The organism is Salinigranum rubrum (assembly GCF_002906575.1).
In the GTDB taxonomy this organism is placed as follows: Archaea; Halobacteriota; Halobacteria; order Halobacteriales; family Haloferacaceae; genus Salinigranum; species Salinigranum rubrum.
Genome location: NZ_CP026309.1, coordinates 13,208 through 35,984 on the forward strand (window position 1 = coordinate 13,208; position 22,777 = coordinate 35,984).

At 62.3% G+C, this 22,777-nt stretch carries 23 protein-coding genes, 2 tRNA genes and 3 rRNA genes; 12 read left to right on the forward strand and 16 right to left on the reverse strand.

The window, feature by feature from the left end; all coding sequences use genetic code 11:
- Positions 1 to 47: 47 nt before the first annotated feature.
- Entirely contained in the window at positions 48 to 245 is a 198-nt protein-coding gene (locus tag C2R22_RS00060; RefSeq protein ID WP_103423765.1) for a SymE family type I addiction module toxin, read from the reverse strand.
- 978 nt (positions 246 to 1,223) lie between these two features.
- Here C2R22_RS00060 and C2R22_RS00065 point away from each other — a divergent pair.
- The 5 genes from C2R22_RS00065 (at position 1,224) to C2R22_RS00085 (ending at position 6,739) form a co-directional block, all read left to right on the forward strand.
- A 16S ribosomal RNA gene (locus C2R22_RS00065) occupies positions 1,224 to 2,690 on the forward strand.
- A gap of 125 nt (positions 2,691 to 2,815) precedes the next feature.
- Positions 2,816 to 2,887: transfer RNA gene (locus C2R22_RS00070), tRNA-Ala, on the forward strand.
- A gap of 220 nt (positions 2,888 to 3,107) precedes the next feature.
- Positions 3,108 to 6,022: ribosomal RNA gene (locus C2R22_RS00075) — 23S ribosomal RNA — on the forward strand.
- Between the two features lie 176 nt (positions 6,023 to 6,198).
- A 5S ribosomal RNA gene (rrf, locus tag C2R22_RS00080) occupies positions 6,199 to 6,320 on the forward strand.
- Together the 16S, 23S and 5S rRNA genes with 2 tRNA genes alongside form the textbook arrangement of a ribosomal RNA operon.
- A 343-nt stretch (positions 6,321 to 6,663) precedes the next feature.
- Positions 6,664 to 6,739: transfer RNA gene (locus tag C2R22_RS00085), tRNA-Cys, on the forward strand.
- A 44-nt stretch (positions 6,740 to 6,783) separates the two neighbouring features.
- Here the strand turns inward: C2R22_RS00085 and C2R22_RS00090 are convergent.
- A complete protein-coding gene (locus C2R22_RS00090) occupies positions 6,784 to 7,362 on the reverse strand; it encodes a restriction endonuclease (protein WP_103423766.1) in 579 nt (192 codons plus the stop codon).
- Between the two features lie 3 nt (positions 7,363 to 7,365).
- A complete protein-coding gene (locus C2R22_RS00095) occupies positions 7,366 to 7,605 on the reverse strand; it encodes a FaeA/PapI family transcriptional regulator (protein WP_103423767.1) in 240 nt (79 codons plus the stop codon).
- Positions 7,606 to 7,782: 177 nt separating this feature from the next.
- Here C2R22_RS00095 and C2R22_RS00100 point away from each other — a divergent pair, with 177 nt between their 5' ends.
- Positions 7,783 to 8,262: an SWIM zinc finger family protein gene (locus C2R22_RS00100; protein ID WP_109745683.1), complete on the forward strand. Its 480-nt coding sequence runs from the start codon at positions 7,783 to 7,785 to the stop codon at positions 8,260 to 8,262.
- A 1-nt stretch (position 8,263) separates the two neighbouring features.
- Here the strand turns inward: C2R22_RS00100 and C2R22_RS27640 are convergent, their stop codons facing one another.
- The gene (locus C2R22_RS27640) at positions 8,264 to 8,410 is read right to left on the reverse strand and encodes a DUF7557 family protein (RefSeq protein ID WP_449329041.1); all 147 of its coding nucleotides are present in this window, start codon (positions 8,408 to 8,410) and stop codon (positions 8,264 to 8,266) included.
- Positions 8,411 to 8,544: 134 nt separating this feature from the next.
- On the opposite strand from C2R22_RS27640, the gene C2R22_RS24725 reads away from it, so the two are divergent.
- Positions 8,545 to 9,051 (forward strand): hypothetical protein, encoded by a 507-nt coding sequence (locus tag C2R22_RS24725; protein WP_162562314.1) that lies wholly within the window; start codon positions 8,545 to 8,547, stop codon positions 9,049 to 9,051.
- Between the two features lie 213 nt (positions 9,052 to 9,264).
- Here C2R22_RS24725 and C2R22_RS00105 read toward each other — a convergent pair whose 3' ends face one another.
- The 3 genes from C2R22_RS00105 to C2R22_RS27295 form a co-directional block, all read right to left on the reverse strand.
- Entirely contained in the window at positions 9,265 to 9,537 is a 273-nt protein-coding gene (locus tag C2R22_RS00105) for a hypothetical protein (protein WP_103423768.1), read from the reverse strand.
- 355 nt (positions 9,538 to 9,892) lie between these two features.
- Complete coding sequence (locus C2R22_RS00110) at positions 9,893 to 12,601, reverse strand: phage/plasmid primase, P4 family (RefSeq protein WP_103423769.1); 2,709 nt, start codon at positions 12,599 to 12,601, stop codon at positions 9,893 to 9,895.
- 315 nt (positions 12,602 to 12,916) lie between these two features.
- Positions 12,917 to 13,069 (reverse strand): AbrB/MazE/SpoVT family DNA-binding domain-containing protein, encoded by a 153-nt coding sequence (locus tag C2R22_RS27295; protein WP_103423770.1) that lies wholly within the window; start codon positions 13,067 to 13,069, stop codon positions 12,917 to 12,919.
- A gap of 55 nt (positions 13,070 to 13,124) precedes the next feature.
- On the opposite strand from C2R22_RS27295, the gene C2R22_RS00120 reads away from it, so the two are divergent.
- The gene (locus C2R22_RS00120; protein WP_103423771.1) at positions 13,125 to 13,814 is read left to right on the forward strand and encodes a hypothetical protein; all 690 of its coding nucleotides are present in this window, start codon (positions 13,125 to 13,127) and stop codon (positions 13,812 to 13,814) included.
- Here the strand turns inward: C2R22_RS00120 and C2R22_RS00125 are convergent.
- Complete coding sequence (locus tag C2R22_RS00125) at positions 13,811 to 15,052, reverse strand: site-specific integrase (RefSeq protein ID WP_103423772.1); 1,242 nt, start codon at positions 15,050 to 15,052, stop codon at positions 13,811 to 13,813. The genes C2R22_RS00120 and C2R22_RS00125 overlap by 4 nt on opposite strands.
- 202 nt (positions 15,053 to 15,254) lie before the next feature.
- Here C2R22_RS00125 and C2R22_RS00130 point away from each other — a divergent pair, with 202 nt between their 5' ends.
- A complete protein-coding gene (locus C2R22_RS00130) occupies positions 15,255 to 15,632 on the forward strand; it encodes a hypothetical protein (RefSeq protein WP_103423773.1) in 378 nt (125 codons plus the stop codon).
- Between the two features lie 216 nt (positions 15,633 to 15,848).
- Here the strand turns inward: C2R22_RS00130 and C2R22_RS00135 are convergent, their stop codons facing one another.
- The gene (locus tag C2R22_RS00135) at positions 15,849 to 16,229 is read right to left on the reverse strand and encodes a winged helix-turn-helix transcriptional regulator (RefSeq protein WP_245902836.1); all 381 of its coding nucleotides are present in this window, start codon (positions 16,227 to 16,229) and stop codon (positions 15,849 to 15,851) included.
- A 164-nt stretch (positions 16,230 to 16,393) separates the two neighbouring features.
- Between C2R22_RS00135 and C2R22_RS00140 the strand changes: the two genes are divergently transcribed.
- Positions 16,394 to 16,714 (forward strand): ASCH domain-containing protein, encoded by a 321-nt coding sequence (locus C2R22_RS00140; protein WP_103423775.1) that lies wholly within the window; start codon positions 16,394 to 16,396, stop codon positions 16,712 to 16,714.
- A 79-nt stretch (positions 16,715 to 16,793) separates the two neighbouring features.
- The gene (locus tag C2R22_RS00145; protein WP_103423776.1) at positions 16,794 to 17,663 is read left to right on the forward strand and encodes a hypothetical protein; all 870 of its coding nucleotides are present in this window, start codon (positions 16,794 to 16,796) and stop codon (positions 17,661 to 17,663) included.
- Between the two features lie 33 nt (positions 17,664 to 17,696).
- On the opposite strand, the gene C2R22_RS00150 is transcribed toward C2R22_RS00145, so the two are convergent.
- Positions 17,697 to 18,089 (reverse strand): MoaD/ThiS family protein, encoded by a 393-nt coding sequence (locus C2R22_RS00150; RefSeq protein ID WP_103423777.1) that lies wholly within the window; start codon positions 18,087 to 18,089, stop codon positions 17,697 to 17,699.
- Between the two features lie 98 nt (positions 18,090 to 18,187).
- Positions 18,188 to 18,559: a DUF7521 family protein gene (locus C2R22_RS00155; RefSeq protein ID WP_216824766.1), complete on the reverse strand. Its 372-nt coding sequence runs from the start codon at positions 18,557 to 18,559 to the stop codon at positions 18,188 to 18,190.
- A gap of 146 nt (positions 18,560 to 18,705) precedes the next feature.
- Here C2R22_RS00155 and C2R22_RS00160 point away from each other — a divergent pair, with 146 nt between their 5' ends.
- A complete protein-coding gene (locus C2R22_RS00160) occupies positions 18,706 to 19,443 on the forward strand; it encodes a sporulation protein (RefSeq protein WP_103423778.1) in 738 nt (245 codons plus the stop codon).
- A gap of 9 nt (positions 19,444 to 19,452) precedes the next feature.
- Here C2R22_RS00160 and C2R22_RS00165 read toward each other — a convergent pair whose 3' ends face one another.
- The 5 genes from C2R22_RS00165 to C2R22_RS00185 are packed head-to-tail and all read right to left on the reverse strand — an operon-like array spanning position 19,453 to position 22,772.
- Positions 19,453 to 20,196: an urease accessory protein UreF gene (locus C2R22_RS00165; RefSeq protein WP_103423779.1), complete on the reverse strand. Its 744-nt coding sequence runs from the start codon at positions 20,194 to 20,196 to the stop codon at positions 19,453 to 19,455.
- Complete coding sequence (locus tag C2R22_RS26810; RefSeq protein ID WP_103423780.1) at positions 20,189 to 20,854, reverse strand: urease accessory protein UreE; 666 nt, start codon at positions 20,852 to 20,854, stop codon at positions 20,189 to 20,191. The genes C2R22_RS00165 and C2R22_RS26810 overlap by 8 nt, the downstream gene beginning before the upstream one ends.
- Entirely contained in the window at positions 20,854 to 21,783 is a 930-nt protein-coding gene (locus C2R22_RS00175; protein WP_103423781.1) for an urease accessory protein UreD, read from the reverse strand. The genes C2R22_RS26810 and C2R22_RS00175 overlap by 1 nt, the downstream gene beginning before the upstream one ends.
- The gene (ureG, locus tag C2R22_RS00180) at positions 21,784 to 22,446 is read right to left on the reverse strand and encodes an urease accessory protein UreG (protein WP_103423782.1); all 663 of its coding nucleotides are present in this window, start codon (positions 22,444 to 22,446) and stop codon (positions 21,784 to 21,786) included.
- Positions 22,443 to 22,772 (reverse strand): urease subunit gamma, encoded by a 330-nt coding sequence (locus C2R22_RS00185; RefSeq protein WP_103423783.1) that lies wholly within the window; start codon positions 22,770 to 22,772, stop codon positions 22,443 to 22,445. Before C2R22_RS00185 ends, ureG begins: the two co-directional genes overlap by 4 nt.
- Between the last annotated feature and the right edge of the window lie 5 nt (positions 22,773 to 22,777).

Below are 22,777 nucleotides of genomic sequence, written 5' to 3' on the forward strand. Positions count from 1 at the left end.
GCGGACTCTCCGCTCGCTCGGACTGTCGCTGTCGTCTCACAGGGGAGTCAGAAGTCGTGTTCCACGTCGTCCGGGTCCGCTTTCTGGATGATGATCTTCCCGTCTCTGACGCGGACGAACACTTCGTCGCCGATCTCCATGCCCGCGACCGTGAGTTCGTCCTCGTGGAGATTGAGGTGCACGTTGTGGTACTCGCCGTTCTCGTCTTTGGCGCCACTCGGACTGAGCTTCTTTTTCCGGACCATCGGGGGTGTCTACCCGATGCTTCGACATAGGATATACATAAGTGTTGTCTACACCGAGAGGCAACTACTTGGCAGCTAACCGTGATTTTCGGGTGGATTCGGGGGTGAACCCGCTCGTCTCGTTCTCCCCGTGGTCCGGTCGGTTTCGTGTCTCCCCTGGGTCGGCACTGCACTTCGCAGTGTCGATGCGACTCCGGGGAACCGTGTGCGGGTCCGACGGTGGTGAGAGTAGCAAGAGTATTGTCGCTCGCGCGGACACCCACGCACGCGCGGCCAACACCCGGTCCGACCTCACGCGCGACGCGCGGGATGACCGACCGACCTCCAGCCGCGCCACAGTTCTCGACTGTCACTTGACTCCTCGACCGGCGGGGTTGCCCTCTCACTCACCGTGGTATGTTGTCCCATTGCTTTATGAGACACGAACCCGTGAAACCGACTGACGTGGCCGACCTCGTTCGACGGCCTTTTATGTAACCCCGGCATTCGAGTGAATGCGAACGACGCGCCCGGGTCACTCCGGGCGTGTCAGCGTCACCCCCGACGCGTCACACGCACACTCACACTCCATCACGCTTCGATGGGGTTAAGTGCGACAGGCCGTTTCGATGTGATGCGAAGCACAACACAACGCACTGCGACTGCGGGCCGTTCAACCCGGCCCGCGCTCGCCTCGGACACTCCCACCGAGCTTCGACGGGTTTATGCCTGTCACCCTCGTTGGTTCAGGTCCGAACCACTCGTGAGGATTCCCCCCCTGCGGTCCGCCGTAAGACGGAATCTGATGTTAGCCCTGGTAGTTCGGTGACACCCGGACGGACTCTCCCGAATCGACTCACACCAGAGTCGATTCGACTCGATATCGAGTCCGTGTGCGCGTGTCACTGGACGGACCTTGCAATGCAGAACGGTGATTCGTGCTTTCACACCTGTGAAAGCGCAAATCCCGCCACCCCCTGTCTCTGACGAGACAGGAACATTCCGGTTGATCCTGCCGGAGGTCATTGCTATCGGGGTCCGATTTAGCCATGCTAGTTGTACGTCTAACGTAGCGAAAAGCTCCGTAACACGTGGCCAAACTACCCTGTGGAGGGCCATAACCTCGGGAAACTGAGGCTAATAGCCCATACGACGCCCACGCTGGAATGCCGGGCGGCCGAAATGCTCCGGCGCCACAGGATGTGGCTGCGGCTGATTAGGTAGACGGTGGGGTAACGGCCCACCGTGCCGATAATCAGTACGGGTTGTGAGAGCAAGAGCCCGGAGACGGAATCTGAGACAAGATTCCGGGCCCTACGGGGCGCAGCAGGCGCGAAACCTTTACACTGCACGCCAGTGCGATAAGGGGACCCCGAGTGCGAGGGCATACTAGCCCTCGCTTTTCACAACCGTAGGGAGGTTGTGGAACAAGAGCTGGGCAAGACCGGTGCCAGCCGCCGCGGTAATACCGGCAGCTCGAGTGATGACCGCTGTTATTGGGCCTAAAGCGTCCGTAGCTGGCCACGCAAGTCCGTCGGGAAATCCACTAGCTCAACTAGTGGGCGTCCGGCGGAAACTGCGTGGCTTGGGACCGGAAGGCTCGAGGGGTACGTCCGGGGTAGGAGTGAAATCCCGTAATCCTGGACGGACCGCCGATGGCGAAAGCACCTCGAGAGAACGGATCCGACAGTGAGGGACGAAAGCTGGGGTCTCGAACCGGATTAGATACCCGGGTAGTCCCAGCCGTAAACGATGCCAGTTAGGTGTGGCAGAGGCTACGAGCCTCTGCTGTGCCGTAGGGAAGCCGAGAAACTGGCCGCCTGGGAAGTACGTCCGCAAGGATGAAACTTAAAGGAATTGGCGGGGGAGCACTACAACCGGAGGAGCCTGCGGTTTAATTGGACTCAACGCCGGACATCTCACCAGCTCCGACTACAGTGATGACGACCAGGTTGATGACCTTGTCACGACGCTGTAGAGAGGAGGTGCATGGCCGCCGTCAGCTCGTACCGTGAGGCGTCCTGTTAAGTCAGGCAACGAGCGAGACCCGCACTCTTAATTGCCAGCATCAGGTTTCCTGGATGGGTACATTAAGAGGACTGCCGCTGCTAAAGCGGAGGAAGGAACGGGCAACGGTAGGTCAGTATGCCCCGAATGAGCTGGGCTACACGCGGGCTACAATGGTCAGGACAATGGGTTCCAACCTCGAAAGAGGACGGTAATCTCCGAAACCTGGTCGTAGTTCGGATTGTGGGCTGAAACTCGCCCACATGAAGCTGGATTCGGTAGTAATCGCGTTTCAGCAGAGCGCGGTGAATACGTCCCTGCTCCTTGCACACACCGCCCGTCAAAGCACCCGAGTGGGGTCCGGATGAGGCCTGGCTCCCAGGTCGAATCTGGGCTCCGCAAGGGGGCTTAAGTCGTAACAAGGTAGCCGTAGGGGAATCTGCGGCTGGATCACCTCCTAACGAACGGGACTCACCTGTACGGTGAGCCCACTTTCACTGCACGCAAAGACCGTCCACTGACACTCTCAGACACTCGACACAGTCCGAGTCCGCCCGGGCACCTAAGAACTACCAGGGCTAACCGGGCCCGTAGCTCAGCGGCAGAGCGCCTCCTTTGCAAGGAGGAAGCCCTGGGTTCAAATCCCAGCGGGTCCACTCCCGGGACTCATCCCGAACCGTGTTCCTTATAAGGACCACGGCGATACGATGAGTCCCGAACGAACCGATGCACCATCCCGCGAAAGCGCGGTTGGGAAGGGTCGAACGCGCTCGGCGTCACCGAGAGCGTAATGAGATCGTATGTACGTGCAATCCAGGCGTCCACTGGACTCGTTTCAGTTTATCGAGTCAAGTGCGCCCACACAACACAGTCACAACAGTCTGGCTACTGTACTGGCTGGTGAATGGCTCGGCTCGAGAGCCGACGAAGGACGTGCCAAGCTGCGAAAAGCCTGAGGGAGCCGCACGGAGGCGAAGAACTCAGGATCTCCGAATGGGAATCCCCACCGCAATTGCCTCGCGCAATGGGGAACGCTCCGAATTGAAACATCTCAGTAGGAGCAGGAAAAGAACGCAAAAGCGATGTCGTCAGTAACGGCGAGTAAACGCGACACAGTCCAAACCGAATCCCTCACGGGACATGTGGTGTTCGGACTGACTCTCACTATCCGACCATCGAACTGAAGTCTCCTGGAATGGAGCACGATACAGGGTGACAGTCCCGTAAGTTCGATCAGTACGATACGCGTCAGTTCCAGAGTAGCAGGGGTTGGATATCCCTTGTGAAGGTCCCAGGCATCAACTGGGAAGACTAAACACTCCTCGAGACCGATAGCGAACAAGTAGCGTGAGCGAACGCTGAAAAGCACCCCGAGAAGGGCGGTGCAATAGGGCCTGAAATCAGTCAGTGATGGAACGACGGGGCATACAAGGTCCCTCGACGAACGACCGACGCGCGAGCGTCCAGTAGGATTCGAGGGAAGCCGGTGTCGCGTCGTACGTTTTGAAAAACGAACCAGGGAGTGTGCCTGTCTGGCAAGTCTAACACGAGCATCGTGGAAGGCGTAGGGAAACCGATACGGCCGCAGTCTTCGGACCAGGGCCACCGTGTTCAAGCGCGGGGAGTCAGACGGGCACGACCCGAAACCGAGTGATCTACGCGAGGGCAGGGTGAAGCGTGGCGAAAGCCACGTGGAAGCCCGCTAGGGGTGGTGTCCTACAATACCCTCCCGTGACCCGCGCGTAGGGGTGAAAGGCCCATCGAACTCGGCAACAGCTGGTTCCAGTCGAAACATGTCGAAGCATGACCTCAGCAGAGATAGTACGCGAGGTAGAGCGACCGATTGGGAGACCCGCCTCCGAGAGGAGTCGGCCTCCCTGTCGAACTCCGAACTTGCGTACGTCGCAGAAGCTGGGAGTCCGGTGTCCCGGGGTAAGCTTGGGCACCGTGAGGGAGACAACCCAGAGGTAGGTTAAGGACCCCAAATGTGGATTAAGTGCGACCGAAGATTGTCTCGAGCCCTAAACAGCCGGGAGGTGAGCTTAGAAGCAGCTACCCTCTAAGAAAAGCGTAACAGCTTACCGGCCGAGGTTCGAGGCGTCGAAAATGATCGGGGCTCAAATCCACTTCCGAGACCTACCAGTCCTCACCAGAGGAACCTCGTAGACTGGCGTTCTGTACGGGTGGAAGCACGGGTGAGAACTCGTGTGGACCGCACAGAAACGAAAATCCTGGTCACAGTAGCAGCGAGAGTCGGGTGCGAACCCCGACGGCCTGAAGAGCAAGGGTTCCTCGGCACTGCCAATCAGCCGAGGGTTAGTCGGTCCTAAGACTGACCGTAACTCGAATCAGTCAAATGGGAATCTGGTTAATATTCCAGAACCGTGTGCACTCAAAGTCGACGCTTTGGGGACCACCGAACCGGGCTTTCGCCCGGTCGAACTGAGGAAACTCGTGGAAGCCGTAATGGCACGAAGCGAGCGAAGCTCAGGACAGCGCAAGTCGGTGTTACCCAGAGCCCGTGAAAAGACGAGCACATCGTCCGTACCGAGATCCGACACAGGTGCTCTGGCAGAGCAAGCCAAGGCCTGTCGGGACCAACCGACGTTAGGGAATTCGGCAATTTAGTCCCGTACGTTCGCAATAAGGGATGCCTGCCTTTGACGAGGCAGGTCGCAGTGACTCGGACGCTCCGACTGTCTAGTAACAACACAGGTGACCGCAAATCCGCAAGGACTCGTACGGTCACTGAATCCTGCCCAGTGCGGGTATCTGAACACCAGGTACAACTGGACGAAGGACCCGTCAACGGCGGGGGTAACTATGACCCTCTTAAGGTAGCGTAGTACCTTGCCGCTTCAGTAGCGGCTTGCATGAATGGATCAACGAGAGCGTCGCTGTCCCAACGTTGGGCCCGGTGAACTGTACGTTCCAGTGCGGAGTCTGGAGACCCCCAAGGGGAAGCGAAGACCCTATAGAGCTTTACTGCAGGCTGTCGCTGAGACGTGGTCGCTGATGTGCAGGATAGGTAGGAGGCGTTACACAGGTACCCGCGCTAGCGGGCCACCGAGCCATCACTGAAATACTACCCGTCAGTGACTGCGACTCTCACTCCGGGAGGAGGACACCGGTAGCCGGGCAGTTTGACTGGGGCGGTACGCGCTCGAAAAGATATCGAGCGCGCCCGAAGATACCCTCACGCGGGTCGGAAACCCGCAGAAGAGTGCAAGAGCAAAAGGGTGTCTGACAGTGTTCTTCCTAACGAGGAACGCTGACGCGAAAGCGTGGTCTAGCGAACCTACGAGGTTCATTCATGGGACCCGTAGATGACAGAAAAGCTACCTTAGGGATAACAGAGTCGTCACCGGCAAGAGCACATATCGACCCGGTGGCTTGCTACCTCGATGTCGGTTCCCTCCATCCTGCCCGTGCAGAAGCGGGCAAGGGTGAGGTTGTTCGCCTATTAAAGGAGGTCGTGAGCTGGGTTTAGACCGTCGTGAGACAGGTCGGCTGCTATCTATTGGGGGTGTGAAGACACCTGACGGGAACGCTCGTATAGTACGAGAGGAACTACGAGTGGTGGCCACTGGTGTACCGGTTGTCCGAGAGGGCAGTTGCCGGGCAGCTACGCCACACGGGGTAAGAGCTGAACGCATCTAAGCTCGAAACCCACCTGAAAAAGAGGTGTCACCGAGGTCACTCGTAGAAGACGAGTTCGATAGACTCGGGGTGTACGCGACGAGGCAACGAGTCGTTCAGCCCGCGAGCACTAACAGACCAAGCCATACTCATCCACTGTCTGTGTGGACCGCACTGTGACTCGAATCAGAACTGAACCGAGTCCAGGCGCAAACTGGATTGCACGTACAAACGATCAGACCCGCTCTCGCACAGAGAGCGCGACCGAGACGCTCGGTTCGTCTACCGACGTTGGACGCGACAGCGGTTCGATTCCGCTGGTCGGCATTGAGGCGGCCACAGCGGCGAGGTAACACCCGTACCCATCCCGAACACGGAAGTTAAGCTCGCCTGCGTATCGGCAAGTACTGGGGTGCGCGAGCCCCTGGGAACACCGATTCGCCGCCTCCCACTCATACTTCATACTCATATTCGTACTCGTACTGGTACGTACAGTCGTACTTTTAGTCGTCCTCGTACCCACACTCGTACTCGTACTCATACTCGGAGGTGGATTCACACGCAGCGTGACGACTCGAACGCGACGCGTCCGCACCCGCTTCACCCTTTCAGCCTCCACCGCGTTTTTCATCACAGAGCCGCAGGCTCGACGAACGCACTCGCCCACGCGCGTTCGGGATGCAGAGCGAGTCGTCACTCGGCCTGTCGACGGACGGGCACCCTACGGCCACGAGTCCAACTCACCCACGCGAAGCGTGAGGCTTAAGCGGCTCTCCGAAGTAGCTTCGAGCGCGCCAAGGTGGCAGAGTCCGGCCTAACGCGTCCGCCTGCAGAGCGGATCATCGCCGGTTCAAATCCGGCCCTTGGCTTGATACTTCCTTTATATGTTTAGTTCAAAGCCATCCCCAACCATTCATATGTATCGTCGGAGCTGTTTGTAGATTCGCCACACCGTTGCCAGTCCCACGAGCGCCCCGTTTGCCCCGTCGCTTCCGGTGGCCTTTGGCGGCTCAATGTCGGCCGCTTCGCCGTCGGTGATGGTCAACTCCTCGAAATACCCCGCGAGAACGGGCCACGCCTCGGCCTGTTCGCACACTTCCAGTAGTTCCGCGCCGTCGACGAGGATCACGCCGAGGTCCGGGGCCATGTCCTCGGCCTGCTCGGTGAACGTCCCGGTCGTGACGATTGTGACGGTGTCGACGCCGTCCTCTTGGAGCCGAAGGCTCGCGTACTGTTGTACCTCCGGCGAGCCGACCGACGTGTTCGGCCCGTAGCGTTTGGCCTGAATGAGTTGAGTCTCCTTGCCCTGCGTGGCGATCACGTCAATCCCCCGGTCGCCCGGTTCGCTGACGACTCTCGTCTCCCACCCGAGCCGTTCCCATACGTCGGCGACCAAGTGCTCGAATCGCTCCGGGTCCATCTGTTGCAGCCGGGCGAGTAGATACTCCCGGCTTGGGACGGTGTGCTCGCTGTGGCCGTCCTTCCGAGACATCGATTACTCCTCGGTGTCGTTCGTGAGCGTCCACACAAGCGATCGGCCGATCTTCTTACTCGCCACGCGACCCCCCTCACGGAGTTGTCGGAGCCGGTAATCCGCGTTCTGTGTCGTACACCCGACCGCCTCGGCTACCTCACTCGTCCCCGCTGGTTCGTGTTCGCGAACGGCGTTAAGGAACTCCTCGGTGGTGTACTCCGGAGCGAATTGTCCGTGTTCGTCGCGTCGGTCCTCGGTCATTCACACGTCGATACGGGACACTGCTACTTTACCGTTTGTTATATAACAAACCGTGATACTTATTGCCGTTTGTCCCGTAACAAATGGTAGAGACAGACCCGTTCCTTGGGGCGCATCTGTTTCGAGAAGTGCCCGGGTGCTGGAACACCCGAGCGGGGCTGTTGGGATGCAACAGCCATGACCGCTTACGAATCCGACGCTAACGAATGTATCGAACCCCGAACCGAGCGCGCCCTTAACCAGTACCTCACGGTCCTCCCAGATTACGACCGCGCTCGGGGCGCGGATGACCTGTTCATGGTCGTCTCACAGTCCGGCAAAGAGTACCTCGTCGACACCCGACTCGGGGCGTGCGAGTGCCCCGACCACGAACACCTGGGCGTCCGTTGTAAGCACCTTCGCCGGGTGGCCTTCGCCATGGGTGAGCGCCCCATCCCCGCCGGCGTTGATGGCGTTGACCCCCAACTCGGTGAGCACGTCTACGCGACGCCCCAGGTGGCCGCAACCGACGGCGGGATCATCGACGGCAGCGACGACGCAAGCGGCGACGAACAGCGTCCCGATGACTGTGACTGTGGCGAGTGGAACGCCGATTCGGACCTGCCGTGTTGGCCCTGCGCTCGTGAGAAATTCGATCAACCCGCCACAAACGAGTAATCTAGTCGTCTCCTTTGTTTTGATAGGAGTCGATGAGTCTGTTAATCACGTCGTCGAATGAATCGCCCGGACGTTCCTTGAGGTGGTTCAGTCGTCGCCACGTCTCCCTGTACACTTCTATATTCGTCTTCTCTTGATCGGAAGACATGGCGTTTCTATCAGCCCACGGTCAGCGTGGTATATTAGCGATTGCGAATAATATACGAACTTCAGAACCACGGAATCAAAGAACCATGGCCACCACAGAAAGTACTATACTTTTTGGCATTATTGGTCGGGGCTATGAATCGACGAGAGTACCTGCTAACAGGGTGCGGCCTTGCGGTGTTGTCGATCGCAGGTTGTACCAGCGACGGTAGCGAAAGTGGCGATACTGGAGAGAGTGGCGATACTGGGGAGAGTGGCGATACTGGGGAGAGTGGTGATCAAACTAATACTGAGGAATCGCTGGCTCCACCGACGCTTGAGAGCCACGACGTACGACCGATGACCGGAGGCTACGAAATGGAGGTGACGATGACGAACGAAACGGAACAAACGCTAAACCGAGCAGTCGGTGAGGTATCGGTCTATGACGGGAATACCCGTTTGACGGACGGACGGGCGGCAGTGATTGATCTCGAATCGGGAATAACAAGCAGTGAAACAGCCCTTCTTGAGCAGATTAACCCTGACGACGTTACTCGGTACACAATAACGATGAGCGGCGAAACAGAGGATTATGAAGGAACTGGAACAGAAGAACACGAATTCGACGGGGAAGAGTTCCGCAACCGACTGTCCGGATAGATACGAGGAGCATCCGGTCCAAATCTCCCGTCCCCGATAAACCGAGGTGTTAGAATAGCTTCTCGGCTGTTTCAGCTAGCTCTTCAAGCGTCTCTTCGTCAGTACCGCCTTCATTATCGGTACTCTCCCGTAACGACCGGGTGAGACTCTGACTCTCTTGAATCTCTTTGAGTCGTTCCACTTCACGCAATAACTCCCTCTTCGAGGGTCGAGTCATATGCCTCTTTGTCTCGTTTTGATTTCCTCAATTTCCTCAGCTAACTCTTCGAGATCGCGGTCATTCGCCACCTGCCGGCGGACGTTCACGGTATACGCCAGCGCCCGCACCCACTTGATTCGGACCTTCTCCTTGTCCTCGTCACGCACGCGGCCGTTCTCGATTTTCCGGCGCGCTTCGTCGATCGCCACATCGAGCGTCTCAAGCATTTCGTCGTAGTCCGCCGTCGACACGTCCGGCGCGTCGGGCGCGGGCGCGTCCGCGCTCATCTCCCCACACCCCAGGGGGTAACGGCCTCCTTCGACGTTATGCGGTCGGCTCGGTGAGGATTTCGGTTCATAGGAAGGTCACAACCCGGTTCTTATCTACCACTTACGCGGGAGAACCGAATAAACCCACGTGACACTGACGCCGCTGTAGTATATCACAGAGTCTATAAATGGACGCGATGGACGCGTTTTTTGGGCACTATCGCGGGTGCGCTCGCGACCCTCACCTACTAACTGTGAAAATAAGAAAGGCCGAATAACGCGCCCATCGTGTCCACTCCGGAAGGAGTTGCCGATAGTTCCGTGATAGTAGAGCGCGCGGTGCGTCACGTCCCGAAGCGACGCTGTCGGGTCGTTAGAATAATCCGGTTTGCTCGCCGTCGCGTTCTGTACTCGCGTCCGGGTCCGGGATCCGGTCCTCGATCAATTCGACGCCTGTGTACACCCACGTGCGGTTTCCATCGACGGTTTCCCGTCGGTCACCGACGCCGGAGGTGTTCATCATCTCGCGGCCGAACTTCTGTTTCGACTCGGCGGGGATGCCTTCGGCCTCACAGAACGTCCGGTAGGCGTCGTAGGCGTCACCCTTCGGAACCGACGCGGTCGCTTCGGCGTCGTCGTCGAGACACCGCTCTTTGAACCGGTCGATCGACCGCCCCCACGACCGCCACTTACCCTGCGTCTCGGCCGGCGGAAGGTCGGCGGTGAAGTGGTCCTGTTCTCGAAGCCGGTCGAGTCCGTCGAGCGCCCAATTCAACACACCAGGGAGTTCGTCGGTCAGCCGGTCGAGAAGCCGGGGATCCCTTTCGTTGCGCGGGACCGTTTTCGGGAATGAGACGAGCAGGATCCGACGGAAAAACGCGTCGTCGTCAATCTCAGCCGACGGGAGCGTGTTCGCCGCAAAGAGGTGTTTCGCCGCCGGGCGAATCATAATCGGATCTTGGTGTTTCTTCTCGACTTTGATGGCGTCACCCGCGACGAGTTCCTTGAATTTCCCGGTGTTTTCGATGAGGCCCGACGGAATATCCGAGCGGATATTCGCCCACGCGCCCCACAGGTCGTAGCCCGCGAATCGTTCCTCGGTTATTTCTTGTGGCGCGAGCGAACACGTCGGATCCTCGCCGAGCAGGGCGTGAACCACATCGAGAAACGTCGACTTACCGCTCGCCTGTGGTCCGGCGAGGAATAGCGCCTTGTGGTAGGGGAGTCCCCAGTGCAAAAGCGTGTACCCGACGTATTCCTGTAGCTTCTGCCGGTCGACCTGACGCGGACACACGTCGCTAAGAAACTCCTCGAAGGCCGGGCACTCGGTGTCCGGATCGTATACGACCGGAAGCGTGGTGAGGGCGTAGTCCCTCGGTTCGAGCGGTCGGAGGTCGCGACTGTCGACGTCAAGGAGTCCGTTCGCCACGGGGACGGTTCCCTCCGGCGCGCCGAACGCGTCGATATGGACCTGGCCCGCCGGCTGGCCGTCGCCGTTCGTAGTTCGGACCTGTTCTCCGAGTTCGCGACCGACGCCACTGGTATACGCCTCACCGAGCGCCTCACGCCCGACCGTCCGGAGGTCGTCGTCGCCGGTCTGCCGCCACGTTCCGGTATCGGGATCGTAAGCGAACAGCGCGCCGTCGGCCTGTTCGCCCATTCGAGCGACGACGTGCAACTCGTCGCTGCGACGGATCCGTTCCCATACGCGGTACGCAAGCGTCCCGTTCGATTCGTCGCCGAGGTCCGCGACCGGAACACCGAGCGCGGCAGCAAGTGCCTCCGGCGAGAGGTCGGCGTCGTCAAACGACCGGGCGACGGTGACGTCCCACTCGTCGGGATTCTGCCGCCACGCTTGGAGCGCGTCGTCGATCCCGTCAGGGACGTCGCCCCCTAAGACTGCGTCGGCGAGGGCGGCGTCGGCGTCGCCGGGAAGTTCGCCGTCGTCGACCGTGTCGGCGATCGTGTCGGCGTCGTAGTCCTCAGTCGCGCGGACGGTCCACGTCTGTGCGTCGGGATCGATCCATGCGTCGGGATCGGCGAGCAGGGCGTCGATCAACTCCGAGTTGATCCGGTCGGCTGTTCCGTGTTGGTCGGCCGTCGGCGGCGTTCCGCGCTCGCCGTGGTCGCTCGGATCGTAGAACTCGGTACGACCCTCAAGCGCCTTGTCGATCGTTCGCTCGCCGTAGGTCTGAGCGCCCCGATCAGCGTCCCACTTGTCACGGTAGAGTCCCGACTCTCGAAAGAGCCGGTCGATCTGCCGGCGGTCGACCCCAGTCCAAAACGCGAGCAGTCCACACAGCGCGAGGTCCGCCTCACTGTGGCTTTCGTAACCCGAGGTGTCCCCGTTCCACAGTCGGCGGAACTTCTTGCCGTTCTCGGCGTCCCGCGCGCGGTCGAGCACGTCGTCGGTGAGGACGGCGTCGGCGTCGCCGGGAAGTTCACCGTCGACGGCCGCGTTCGGCGTATCGCCGTCCGTGACGTCGTCGGCGATATACTCCGCGTGAACCTCGGCGATTGCGTCGTTCGCTTGGCGGACGTCGGCCGGCGCATCGGCGACGGTGTGGCCGGTCACAGTCAGATAGCGGCCGTCATCGTACATTTCGAGGTGGCCTTCCGCGCCGTCGACATCACCACGGTTCCCACCGTCGGGGACGAACCCGAAACCGAACAGCCGAAGGCCGGTCCCACTCGGTGATACCTCGGCATAGGTGGGGACGTCGTCGAGCAACGCCTCGGCCCAGGCTTCGAGGTCGCCCGTCTCCGGGTCGCGGACGTCGTCGAGGTCGATCCCGACGACAAGATCCTCCTCGGTCACTACGAACCCGACGCCGTCCGTATCCGTGTCGTCACGGTCGTGGTATGCGACGGCGTCCTCGAACGCAGTCCACGTGTCCGCGTTCGTCGACGACGCGAACCCGTCGGTGTCGACATCGACGGGGATCTTGGTCCACTCGTCGTGGTCGCGATCCCACTGGTAGCGCCACGCGACCCACTGCTCGCGCTCGCGGAGTTCCTCGGGGACCGGCTCGGGATCGAACGCGAGCGGATCCGGTCGGGGCGGGTGGGCGTCGTCGCTCATACGTGGCCCTCCCATACGCCCATCATAGGGTAGACGGTTCGCCAGCCGGCCGAGGGACTTGGTTCGTAGAGGTCATGGTCGAAACCGGCCGAACGTTCTTGACCGAGGGGGGTGTAACTACTCACGACGACCACCTCGTCGGTGCGTCGTCGCTCCTCGTCGTCGTGGCGGCCGCCCCCACGGCCGTCGCTCTTTGGTCCATGCGCTCAGTCCTCCGTCTCCGTTAGTTCGAGTAGGGCCTCAGCGTACTTGCTACACCGGAGGTCGTCACGGCCGGCGAGGGCCTGGAGATCTTCGCGGGCGTCGGCGATGGTGTCAATCATCGACACTAACCCCCTCTACAAGCTTGACTCGTATTCTCACGAGATCCCCACGTTCGAGATCTAACTGACGACGGACGGCCGCCGGGATGGTTATCCGCCCTTCTTTTCGCACATAGGTTGTGCCAATCCCTTCTGTCGAACTCATACGGATACCGACGCGCTCCGACACATTTAACCAATCGACGCTTGAGATTATTTACATGGCAGACAACGCCGCCCTACTCACGGCGACGCAACGAGATTACCTGAAAGGCGAGAACAAGCCCGACCGGTCCTCGCATGAACGAGAGCTTCGAACTCGGATACGGAACCGGCTTCGAGACGGGATCTCCGACTTTTCTATTTTGCTTGAATACCTATCGGCTAAGGACCGTGAAATGGTATTTATGGGTCCTCGCGACTCCTCCGAGGGCGACGCGGAGGAACAGAACGCACCAGAAACGCGCAACCTCCACGAGGGCGATGTAGAGGCCGGCAGCCAGCGGGGATGGAGCACTCCCAACAGGGCGATTAGTCGAACCAGTGCCGAGCTTGAGCGTGGTATGGTCGACGCTATCGCGTTCTTCTATATCGCCGCTTCCGACGCAAGTCTTGACGCGAAGAAGCTTATCGAACACGGCGTTCGGCAGGGGGAAGAGCAGTTGTATGACGACCGGTGGATTATCAATGACGTGAGCCTCGAAGTTGACAAGGATATGCAGGATCACCTCGCGTCACGGGCGCTACAGAAAATGCAGGACGGTGCGGAACTGACTAACGCGGAAGTCCGGGTCTTACACACGTCCAAGCGGGGGCGAGCGTCGGTTACGCCGGAGCAAATCCAGGGCTATCTCATGAGGGAGCGGGAACCCGAAGAATCGAAAGCAGCCGACCCCTCAGACGGGGATTAGTCCTCGCCGAGTTTTTCGAGGAGTGCGGCTTTCACCTCGGGATCGTCAAGAAGGGTATCTAGCGTGTCGAGCTTCTCGGCGGTGTCGGTATCCTTGGGGTCGGTATCGCGGTAGTCCGCTTTGACGTCTGACTCAATGTCCCGCACCTCAGCAGCGGCCTCGGCCCGCATGGCTTGGCCACACCGTGAACAGAAATGCGCCTCGCGCTTCTCTTGATAGCTACACCGAGGGCACTCGACAGGTCCAATCGAACCGCCCTCCTCCTCTTCAACGTCAAGCCCGTGTAGCTTGGCTAATTCGTGGTCGGCCTGTTTTGCGAACACCTTGATGTATCGGCTAGCTGCGTCTGATCCTGTTACCCATCCGTATCTGTTTTCGAGATGGGCCTGGCTCAGCCCTTTGCTGGCGTGGTAGCTCGCGGAACTCTTGCGGAAGTTCGTCAGCGTGACCGGCTTGTCTACCTCGGCGCGTTCGGCCGGCTTCTTGAACATCTTGGTGAGCATCCGGTAACTGATTTCCTCCGGCGTCGTGAGTTTCGACCACAGCGGGACGTCCCGGTCGTTCGGGGCCGGGTGCTCCTCAAGCCAATCCCGGACGTATGGGACACTCGGGATAAGCAGCACGGTCCGGCGGCCCTGTTTGCCGTCGACCGTCACCTGTAACCCGTGGTCGTGGTCCGTGATACTTCCCACAGTGAGGTCGCTGAACTCGAAACCACGGAGGCCAGCGTCGAACTGTAGCGCGATTGCGGCCGCGTCGCGTTCGTGGTTCGTCTCCTCGATCATCGGGACCACGTCGTCGTCCCAGTCGAGCATCTGTCCCGGGTCGGGGGCGGGGTCGTAGTTATTCGAGGTTCCCGACGGAATCCAGTCGAGTGACGCTGGCGGTTCGTCGGGATCGTTACGGACACCCTCGTCGGTCACACGTCGGCCAAACACCTTCAGCGCGACGCGGTAATCCTGATTGGTCTCCTCGTTATCGTAGTTCCGATTGATCCACCGAACGATCTTCTCGGCGGCCTCACGGTCGGTAAGAGCCGCGTCAATCTCGCCCACACGTTCCGCGAGAATGGTCACGTGCCGGAGGAGCTTCACGTGGCGGTAGGTGGAGTAGTTGGAATTGAGTAGCGTCAGCGCGTCGTCGAACGCGAGTAGCGCGTCTTGGTCGGCGTCGTTGATTTCCTCGGCGTCGTCGATTCGTTCGCGGAGATTTTCGAGTTGTACTTCGGGCGCGGTCATGGTTCACCCGTCGTGAGCGACCATAATAGTCTTTGGGAGTGGCCTTGAACCAAATTTAAATAACCCATTCAGGGCCGGCCCTTGGCTTTTTTCGCGACGAACGTGGCAGCCGAACGGATTTGTACCGTCCCGACCAACGTCGAGTGCAGATGTCGCCGTGTCCGACCGACCCGCCACAGCCTCTCAGCAGCCGTGAGCAGCCATGCTAGACGACGGCGACCGACTGTTGACCCTGTTCGGCGTCGCTGTCACGCTCTTCGTCGTCGTCGGACTCGTCGGTGTGGTCGTCGCGGGTCTCAGTGGCCCCTCGACCGAAATCAGGGAGGCGCCCGATTCGGACTGGTCGCTCGAACGGCTCAACGACTCGCACGTCCGGATCACACATCAGGGCGGTGAGGCGGTCCCAGCGACCGACCTCGTGGTGACGGCCGACGGGGTACGACGTCGCGTCTCGTGGCGCGGCGTCGTCAGCGACGGCGACACGGGCGTGGTCCGCGCCGACCGGGGCGTGCTCGTCCAACTGTACTGGACGTCCGACGCGGGCGAGCGCGTGAAGCTTCGGTCGTGGGACGACGTTTGACGGAACGGACCTTTCCTTGACCCACCATGGCGCTACGTTTCGTTTTCGGGCGCATCACTCTTCGAAGCCGAAGGTCTCTACACGCACACGTGGGCGTGTCTTGCTTTTTCCCGTAAGAGTTATGATACACATGTGGTAATGGTAGGCTGGTGGCCGTCGACTCTCTCTTGACCGGCTGCCGAGTTGGGTGTCCCCTCCCCCAACTCTCCACACTGCCTACGACGTGAGCGACCCGACCGCTTCCGTCGCGGACTCCTCGTCGGCGAGCCACTCGTTCGCCCACGACTCGATGGCGTCGAACACCGGTGCGAGCGACTCGCCCTTGTCGGTCAGCGAGTAGTACGTCGCGACGGGTGCGTCCTCTTCGAGCCGTCGGTCGACGAAGCCCGTCTCCTGGAGGTCGTCGAGAACACGCGAGAGCGTCCGGGCGCTCGACCCCGTCGAGCGCTTGAGTTCGTTGAACCGCTTCTCGCCCTCCTGGAGGTCGTGCAACACGATGAGCCGCCACTGGGACCCGATCTGTTCGAGCGAGTCGATGACGACGCAGGCCTCTTCGCTGTACCGCTCGTCCGGATCGGCCGGTCCTCTCGTTGTCACGTCCAGCGATAGGGACGCGTCGTATATAGTGATTCGTTTCGACATCAGCTAACAGTTTGTTAGCTGTCAGCCCCCCGTCCGGACTGTCTCACGGTCCGACTCACCGACGCGAGGGGGAGCGGGCGGCCCGCGGGTTTTTGTCCGTCCCACCCGCCGCCCCTAGTATGGCAACCATCGACGCCAGCGACCTCCTGCCGAACGAGCGCGTCGAACAGACGGCGCTTTCGGGCGAACTGACACAGCTCCACCGCGGTGACCGTTACGCCGACGCGGGGGACACGTTCGAGATCGACGGCGTCACGTTCGTCGTCACCGCGGTCGACGAGCGCACCCTGGGTGACCTCACCGACGCCGACGCGCGCGCGGAGGGCTCCGAGGACCTCGCGGCGTACAGACGACGGCTCGAAGCCGTTCACGACTCCTTCGAGTGGGACGACGACTCCGCCGTCGTCCGACATCGGTTCGAGCGGCGCGACGACGCGTAGGTATCACGACGCGACTCGAGACCGCGCGACCGAGGCACGTTCAGTAACCGTTATACACCGCGTGGCCTATCGTCCGACTATGCAACGACGCGCCGCGGCAATCTACGTCGCGTTCTTCCTGGTCGTGGGGGCGGCGTCGTACTCGCTCATCGCGACCGCCGAGGAACCGACGATCGGCTTCGAGAACCCCGACTACTCGCTCGAACAGGGCGATACGTTCACCATCGACGGCCAGCAGTACACCGCGACCGAAGTGGTGACGGAGGTCGAAGAGAGCAGCGGCGGTGGGCACGGCGGCGGCGGCGGCGCCACGGTCTCCCGCTCCGCGACGTTCGCGTGGACGAACCAGTCCGCCCTCTACACGGAGACGTGGGAGAACAACTCCACCGTGACGTACGACGGCCAGGAGTGGACCGTCCTCGTCCCGAACGAGTCGGACCCCTCCTCTGCCACGCTGCGCGAGTCGATCGACCGCGCGGGCATCCTCGCCAACGACACCAACGCGGACAACGAGACGGTCACCCGGAACGGTCAGGCGTACGTCATCGTCACCGAGAACGGGTCCTCGACGCTCGTGCCGGCCAGCGAGTACTTCCCGGCGCCCGCAGAGCAACAGATCTCCGAGAGCCAGTCGCTCGACTACAACGGGAACCAGACGAGCGTGGACGTCGCGGCCGACGCGGTGACGCTCTCGTGGAACGCGCCGCGGGAGAACACCGTTCAGGCGTCGAACCACGCGAACGTCTCTCTGAGCGGACAGACCTACCTCGTCCACTTCCCGACCAACGACTCGGTCCAACTCACGCAGGACTTCGAGAACTTCCGAGCGCAGAACGACGACATCGATCAGTTCACCGAGCAGAAGAACGGTCTCTGGGGCGTGACCATCCTCTCCGGTCTTTCCGTCGTCTTCCTCATGGGGATGGCGTTCCTCCCCTCGCGGTACTGAGTCGCCTCGCTTCGGTTTTCGCTCTCGTCTCCGTCAGCAGCAGAACATGAACGGATAGATGAGAGCGACGCGGTCACCGTCTTCCAGTTCCGTATCCAGCCCGTCGAGGTTCTCGTTGAACCGCCCGTTGACACAGACCCGGGCGTAACAGCGCGTGTTCTCGCCTTCGGGGTTCTTCCGCCAGCTTCCCGGTGGCTCGTCGACCTTCGCCCACCCGTGGGCAGTCGCCTCCTCGTCAGTCTCGGCGATGAGCAGGTCGGCGACGTCGTACTCCGCGAAGAACGCGTCGAGGAACGCCCGGAGGGTGTCGCCCTCGAACTCGAACGTGAGCTCGTGCGTGCCGAGCGCCGTCCGGACGTGGCCGGTACACCGAACCGTGACCGTCGTCTGTCGGTTCTGGGTCTCCGTCGTCGTGGTCGTGCTCATGTGTCGCCGTACGTCCCGTGACAGCCTCAGCGTCACTCCGAACACGTTCGGGTTACGGGCGACGACGAGGCGTACGCCGCTGGGCTCGCTCCCGTCGTTCAGTCCGCACCGCGCCGTCGTCCGTCGTGCTCGGTCGTGACCTGCCGGGACGGAGCGCGTGTGTCGTCCGTGTCGTCGACGCCGACGTACAGCGAGTAGACGAGGACGCCGAACCCGGCAGCGGTGACGAGGCTCTCGATACCGACTCCGAGCGTGAATCCGATGTCGGCGACGTGATACAGCGCGCCGCCGAGGGCCGACCCGGCCGTCACGAGGCCGAACCCGACCATCAGTGCTCTGAGCGCCGGTGCTCCCTGTCGACGGAACGCCCGGTACGCGAGGAACGTGATGAGCGCGCCCAGAATGAGCGTCACCGTCTTCGTCACCACGAGGAGGACTGTCGCGTCGTTCGTGCTCAGGTTCACGGTCATACTTCGTACGGACACCTCCCGTCGACGTGTCGTCACCTCGGCATAAATACGGCTGCGGTGGTTTCAAGCAGCTGAGAACGGGTTCGACCGCGTCGACGCGAACCCGTCAGAAGACATATGTCCGTCGCGGGTGCGCAGTTCGACGCATGAAGAAAGTCCTCGCGAGCGTCGGTATCGGCAACGCGACGGTCGACACGGTGCTGGCCTCCTCGACGGTCGAACCGGGTCAGTCGGTCGACGTCGAGATACACATCGAGGGCGGCTCCGCCGAACAGACGGTCGACGCCATCGAACTCGAAGTCGAGACGCGGTGTGCGACCGACGACGGCTACACGGAGGTCGACGTCGGCCGACTCCGCCTCTCCGACGGCTTCACCATCGAACCCGGCCGGAGCGACGTCCGGACCGCGACGATCGATATCCCGTACGCGACCCCCGTGACTCTCGGGCGCGTGGAGGTGTGGGTCGAGACCGAACTGGACATCTCGATGGCGGTCGATCCCGAGGACCGAGACCACCTCGACGTTCAGCCGACCCCACGGATGCGGGCCGTGTTCGACGCCATGGACGAACTCGGCTTCTCGTTCCGCTCCGCCGAGTGTCAGATCGACCGCTCGGGACGCTACGCCTCCGGACGAGCCTTCGTTCAGGAGTTCGAGTTCCACGCGGCGGACGGGCCGTTCAGGGGACGGGTCGACGAGGTCGAACTCGTCTTCGACCCCGCGGCGGACGCCCTCACGGTCTTCGTCGAAGTCGACCGCCGCGCTGGCGTCCTCAGCGAACTCGCCGACACCGACGAGCGGACGACGTCGATCAGGGTCGACTCGACGGACGTCGCGGCGATCCGCGACCGGCTCGAAGCCACTATCGACGGCTTCGCTTGATTCGCCCGTTCAACTGACGAACAGCCGGCGTTCGGCGCGCTCGTGACCCATCCCCATCACGTCGACCAGCGGCGCGAACGGTGCCATCGTCTCCGGGTCGCGCCCGGCGTACGTCTCGCACACGTCGCACATGACCGGGCGAAGCGTCGTGAGAAGTCGCTGGGCGTCGGTGTGGGTCAGGCGGACGAGTCGCTGTGCGGCACCGAGCAACCCGACCACGAACGAGTGACAGGCGAGCAGACACGCGTCCTCCCGTGCGATCCCCTGTCGGCGCGCGACGAGCCCCAGCGCGACGGCGTGGTTCCCGGGCGCCTCCTCTGCGAGGACGCGTCGGTAGTACGCCTCGATGACGTCGTCGTCGGTCGTCTCGGCCATCAGTTCGAGCAGCCGACGCCCCGAGTTCTCCGAACTCTCGCGGAACTCCCGCGGGAGCGTCACCGACCGCTGTCGTTCGTCGACCGCGGCGAGCGCGTCGAGGGTCTCTCCGTCCGCGGCCTCCGCTCGGTCCCACGCCGCCGCGAGCGCGACGACGTCGCACGGGCCGACCTGTTGGTGGAGGTAGTCGCGGAGGAGCGCCTCCAGGTCGTCTCTCGTTTCGACTCGCCCCGTCGCGGCGAACTGTTCGACCCCGTAGGAGATGGTGTACGTCCCCACCGGGAGGAACGAATCCGCCAGTTGGAACGCGGCGAGCGATGCGCTCGCGTCCGCGTCCTCGCTCGCCGAATCGCCTCTCTCGGACTCGTTCTCACTCATCCGTCGCCTCCCGCGCCGTGCGCCTGAGCCGGTCGCGTGTCATCGTCGTGGCGTCCACGTGGACGTGGTCGTGTTCGTGTGCGCGCCCGTGGTCGTGGTTTTTCTGGTGGCCGTCATCATCGCCGTGCTCGTGCTCGTGGTCGTGCGAGTGAGCGTGGCCGTGACCGTGTTCGGGGCTGTGGCCCCCCTCCTCGTCCCCGTGTCCGGTCTGGCTCTCGTCGAACAGCGACGGCTCGACCGATTCGGTTCTCACCTCCGCGTTCGGTGGGAGGTACGGTTCGACAAAGGCGAGACGCTCTCCGGCGTTTCCACCGCTCGGGACGTACACCCGTCCCTCGTGAGCGACGAGGTCCCAGTGGCGGTTGCCGACGGCGTGGCCGGCGACGACCATCGCCGCCGGGTCCGCGTCGCCGTCGAACTCGACGACGAGCGCCTCGACGGCTTCGAGTTCGACGACGAACCGCTCGCCGTCTTCCGTCCGGAGGACGTCGCCGGCCGACAGCACCCGTGCGCCGTCGACGACGACGCCGACTTCCTCGCCGCCCGCCGTTCGTGTTCGAAACCGGGAGCGCCGCCGCTGCGTCTCGTCGACGACGATTTCCCCCGCACGCTCGCCGTCATCGTCCGCTCGTTCGACGGGGCCGCGTACGACGCGCATCAGAACTTCCTCGTGTCGGGCGCGCTGGCCCCGACGAGCGTTTCCCGCGCGCGGTTCCACACGCGGTGGAACCGGTCGGTCACGTCGCTCGCCCGCGCTCCGAGGACGCGGACGGCGACGCCCGATTCTCTGGGGAGGACGGACGCCCCGCCGACGGCGGACGGGTCTTCGCTCCCGCCTTCGGGCTGGACGCGCTCGTGGAGGGCGTCCGCGAGCGCGGCCACCTCGTCGTGGTCCGGTGCGACCACGTAGAACGTCCCGACCACTCTGAACTCGCCGAACAGCCCCGGCCCGCGCAGGTGGTCACCGCCGTCGAGGCGGACGGCGTCGGCGAACAGTTCTTCTCCCCGACTCCGTGCCTCGACGCTCGTGTGGAGCCGTTCGAACGCGAACAGTTCGTCGCGGGCGAGTCGTCCCGGGACGACGACGTCCGCGAACAGCACGCTCGCTCCCGGTGCGAGGTCCATCTCCACCTGCTGCCAGAACCTCGCCCCCTCGTGGAGAATCGTCTCCTCGGGCAGGTATTCGAGGTAGCCGCCCTCGCCGACGTCGATTCTCGTCGTCGACGCGCCGTAGTTGCGCTCCATCCGGAGGACCTTCGTCGCGCTCCCGGTCGAGACGTGTGCGCGCGCGCCGGCCCCGACCTCGACGGTCGCCTCGTACCGGTCGCCCTGTGCGATGCCGCCCGTCGGGTCCTGGACGTACGCGGAGGCGATGTCCGGAAGCGCCTCGTCGTGGTACAGGCCGCCGGTGAGGTGAAACGGCACGGTCGCCCGGTCGTACACCAGCCGCGACTGTCCGTCCCGGCCGCGAGCGAACCGGAGGTCGAGTTCTCCCCCTTTGCCGACGGCGCCCGCGGGCGACTGCGCGAGCGACTCCGCGGCGTACGACCGGAACTCGGGCGGCGGGCCGTTCGTCGACGCCGCCATCTACGCGAACAGCACCTCCCGTTCGACGTGTGCGGCGACCTCCTCGATGCCCGACTCCTCCTTGCAGTTCGTGAGGACGTACGGCCTTCCGTTTCGGACCTCCTCGGTGTCGCGTTCCATCACGTCGAGGTCCGCGCCCACGTGCGGCGCGAGGTCCGTCTTGTTGATGACGAGCAGGTCGCAGTCGACGACGCCCGGCCCCCGTTTTCGGGGGATGTCGTCGCCCTCGGCCACGGAGATGACGTAGATGAAGTAGTCGGCGAGTTCGGGATTGAACGTCGCCGCGAGGTTGTCGCCGCCGGATTCGAGGAGGACGAGGTCCAACTCGGGGTAGTTCTGCGCGTACTCGGTCACCTTGTCGAGGTTCATCGTCGGGTCCTCTCTGATGCCCGTGTGCGGACACGCGCCCGTCTCGACCCCCTGGACGAGGTCGTCGGGAATCTCGCCCGCGAACGACTCCTTCAGCACGTTCGCGTCCTCCTGGGTGAGGATATCGTTGGCGATGAGCCCGATGGTTCGGTCGTCGGTCTTCAGATGGGGGACGAGCCGCTCGATGAGCGACGTCTTTCCCGACCCGACGGGGCCCCCGATGCCGACGACGGGGACGTCGCGGTAGCTTCGCGGGCGGGTCGCGTCCTCGTTCTCCCGCTCGGTCCGGCTCACTCGCCCACCTCCAGCGGTTCGTCCCTTCGAATCGGGTCGTGGATGGTGACGAGCTTCGTCCCGTCGGGGAACGTCGGCTCGACCTGGATCATGTCGATCATCTCGGGCACGCCCTCCATCACGTCTTCGCGGGAGAGCAGTTCCGTGGCTTCGGCGCGGATGTCGGCGACCGACATGCCGTCGCGCCCGCGCTCGAACACCCAGTCGGAGATGTACGCGACGGCTTCGGGGTGGTTGAGTTTCAGCCCGCGCTCCTTGCGGCGGCGGGCGAGTTCTGCGGCCATGAACACGGTCAGTCGTTCGGTGTCTTTCGGGGTGAGTTGCATCGATG

Excerpts from the sequence above, each read along its gene's own strand:
- C2R22_RS00060 (WP_103423765.1), bottom strand. The coding sequence starts at position 245 with ATGGTCCGGAAAAAGAAGCTCAGTCCGAGTGGCGCCAAAGACGAGAAC.
- C2R22_RS00090 (WP_103423766.1), bottom strand. The coding sequence starts at position 7,362 with ATGTCTCGGAAGGACGGCCACAGCGAGCACACCGTCCCAAGCCGGGAG.
- C2R22_RS00095 (WP_103423767.1), bottom strand. The coding sequence starts at position 7,605 with ATGACCGAGGACCGACGCGACGAACACGGACAATTCGCTCCGGAGTAC.
- C2R22_RS00100 (WP_109745683.1), top strand. The coding sequence starts at position 7,783 with ATGACCGCTTACGAATCCGACGCTAACGAATGTATCGAACCCCGAACC.
- C2R22_RS27640 (WP_449329041.1), bottom strand. The coding sequence starts at position 8,410 with ATGTCTTCCGATCAAGAGAAGACGAATATAGAAGTGTACAGGGAGACG.
- C2R22_RS24725 (WP_162562314.1), top strand. The coding sequence starts at position 8,545 with ATGAATCGACGAGAGTACCTGCTAACAGGGTGCGGCCTTGCGGTGTTG.
- C2R22_RS00105 (WP_103423768.1), bottom strand. The coding sequence starts at position 9,537 with ATGAGCGCGGACGCGCCCGCGCCCGACGCGCCGGACGTGTCGACGGCG.
- C2R22_RS00110 (WP_103423769.1), bottom strand. The coding sequence starts at position 12,601 with ATGAGCGACGACGCCCACCCGCCCCGACCGGATCCGCTCGCGTTCGAT.
- C2R22_RS27295 (WP_103423770.1), bottom strand. The coding sequence starts at position 13,069 with ATGAGTTCGACAGAAGGGATTGGCACAACCTATGTGCGAAAAGAAGGG.
- C2R22_RS00120 (WP_103423771.1), top strand. The coding sequence starts at position 13,125 with ATGGCAGACAACGCCGCCCTACTCACGGCGACGCAACGAGATTACCTG.
- C2R22_RS00125 (WP_103423772.1), bottom strand. The coding sequence starts at position 15,052 with ATGACCGCGCCCGAAGTACAACTCGAAAATCTCCGCGAACGAATCGAC.
- C2R22_RS00130 (WP_103423773.1), top strand. The coding sequence starts at position 15,255 with ATGCTAGACGACGGCGACCGACTGTTGACCCTGTTCGGCGTCGCTGTC.
- C2R22_RS00140 (WP_103423775.1), top strand. The coding sequence starts at position 16,394 with ATGGCAACCATCGACGCCAGCGACCTCCTGCCGAACGAGCGCGTCGAA.
- C2R22_RS00145 (WP_103423776.1), top strand. The coding sequence starts at position 16,794 with ATGCAACGACGCGCCGCGGCAATCTACGTCGCGTTCTTCCTGGTCGTG.
- C2R22_RS00150 (WP_103423777.1), bottom strand. The coding sequence starts at position 18,089 with ATGAGCACGACCACGACGACGGAGACCCAGAACCGACAGACGACGGTC.
- C2R22_RS00155 (WP_216824766.1), bottom strand. The coding sequence starts at position 18,559 with ATGACCGTGAACCTGAGCACGAACGACGCGACAGTCCTCCTCGTGGTG.
- C2R22_RS00160 (WP_103423778.1), top strand. The coding sequence starts at position 18,706 with ATGAAGAAAGTCCTCGCGAGCGTCGGTATCGGCAACGCGACGGTCGAC.
- C2R22_RS00165 (WP_103423779.1), bottom strand. The coding sequence starts at position 20,196 with ATGAGTGAGAACGAGTCCGAGAGAGGCGATTCGGCGAGCGAGGACGCG.
- C2R22_RS26810 (WP_103423780.1), bottom strand. The coding sequence starts at position 20,854 with ATGCGCGTCGTACGCGGCCCCGTCGAACGAGCGGACGATGACGGCGAG.
- C2R22_RS00175 (WP_103423781.1), bottom strand. The coding sequence starts at position 21,783 with ATGGCGGCGTCGACGAACGGCCCGCCGCCCGAGTTCCGGTCGTACGCC.
- C2R22_RS00185 (WP_103423783.1), bottom strand. The coding sequence starts at position 22,772 with ATGCAACTCACCCCGAAAGACACCGAACGACTGACCGTGTTCATGGCC.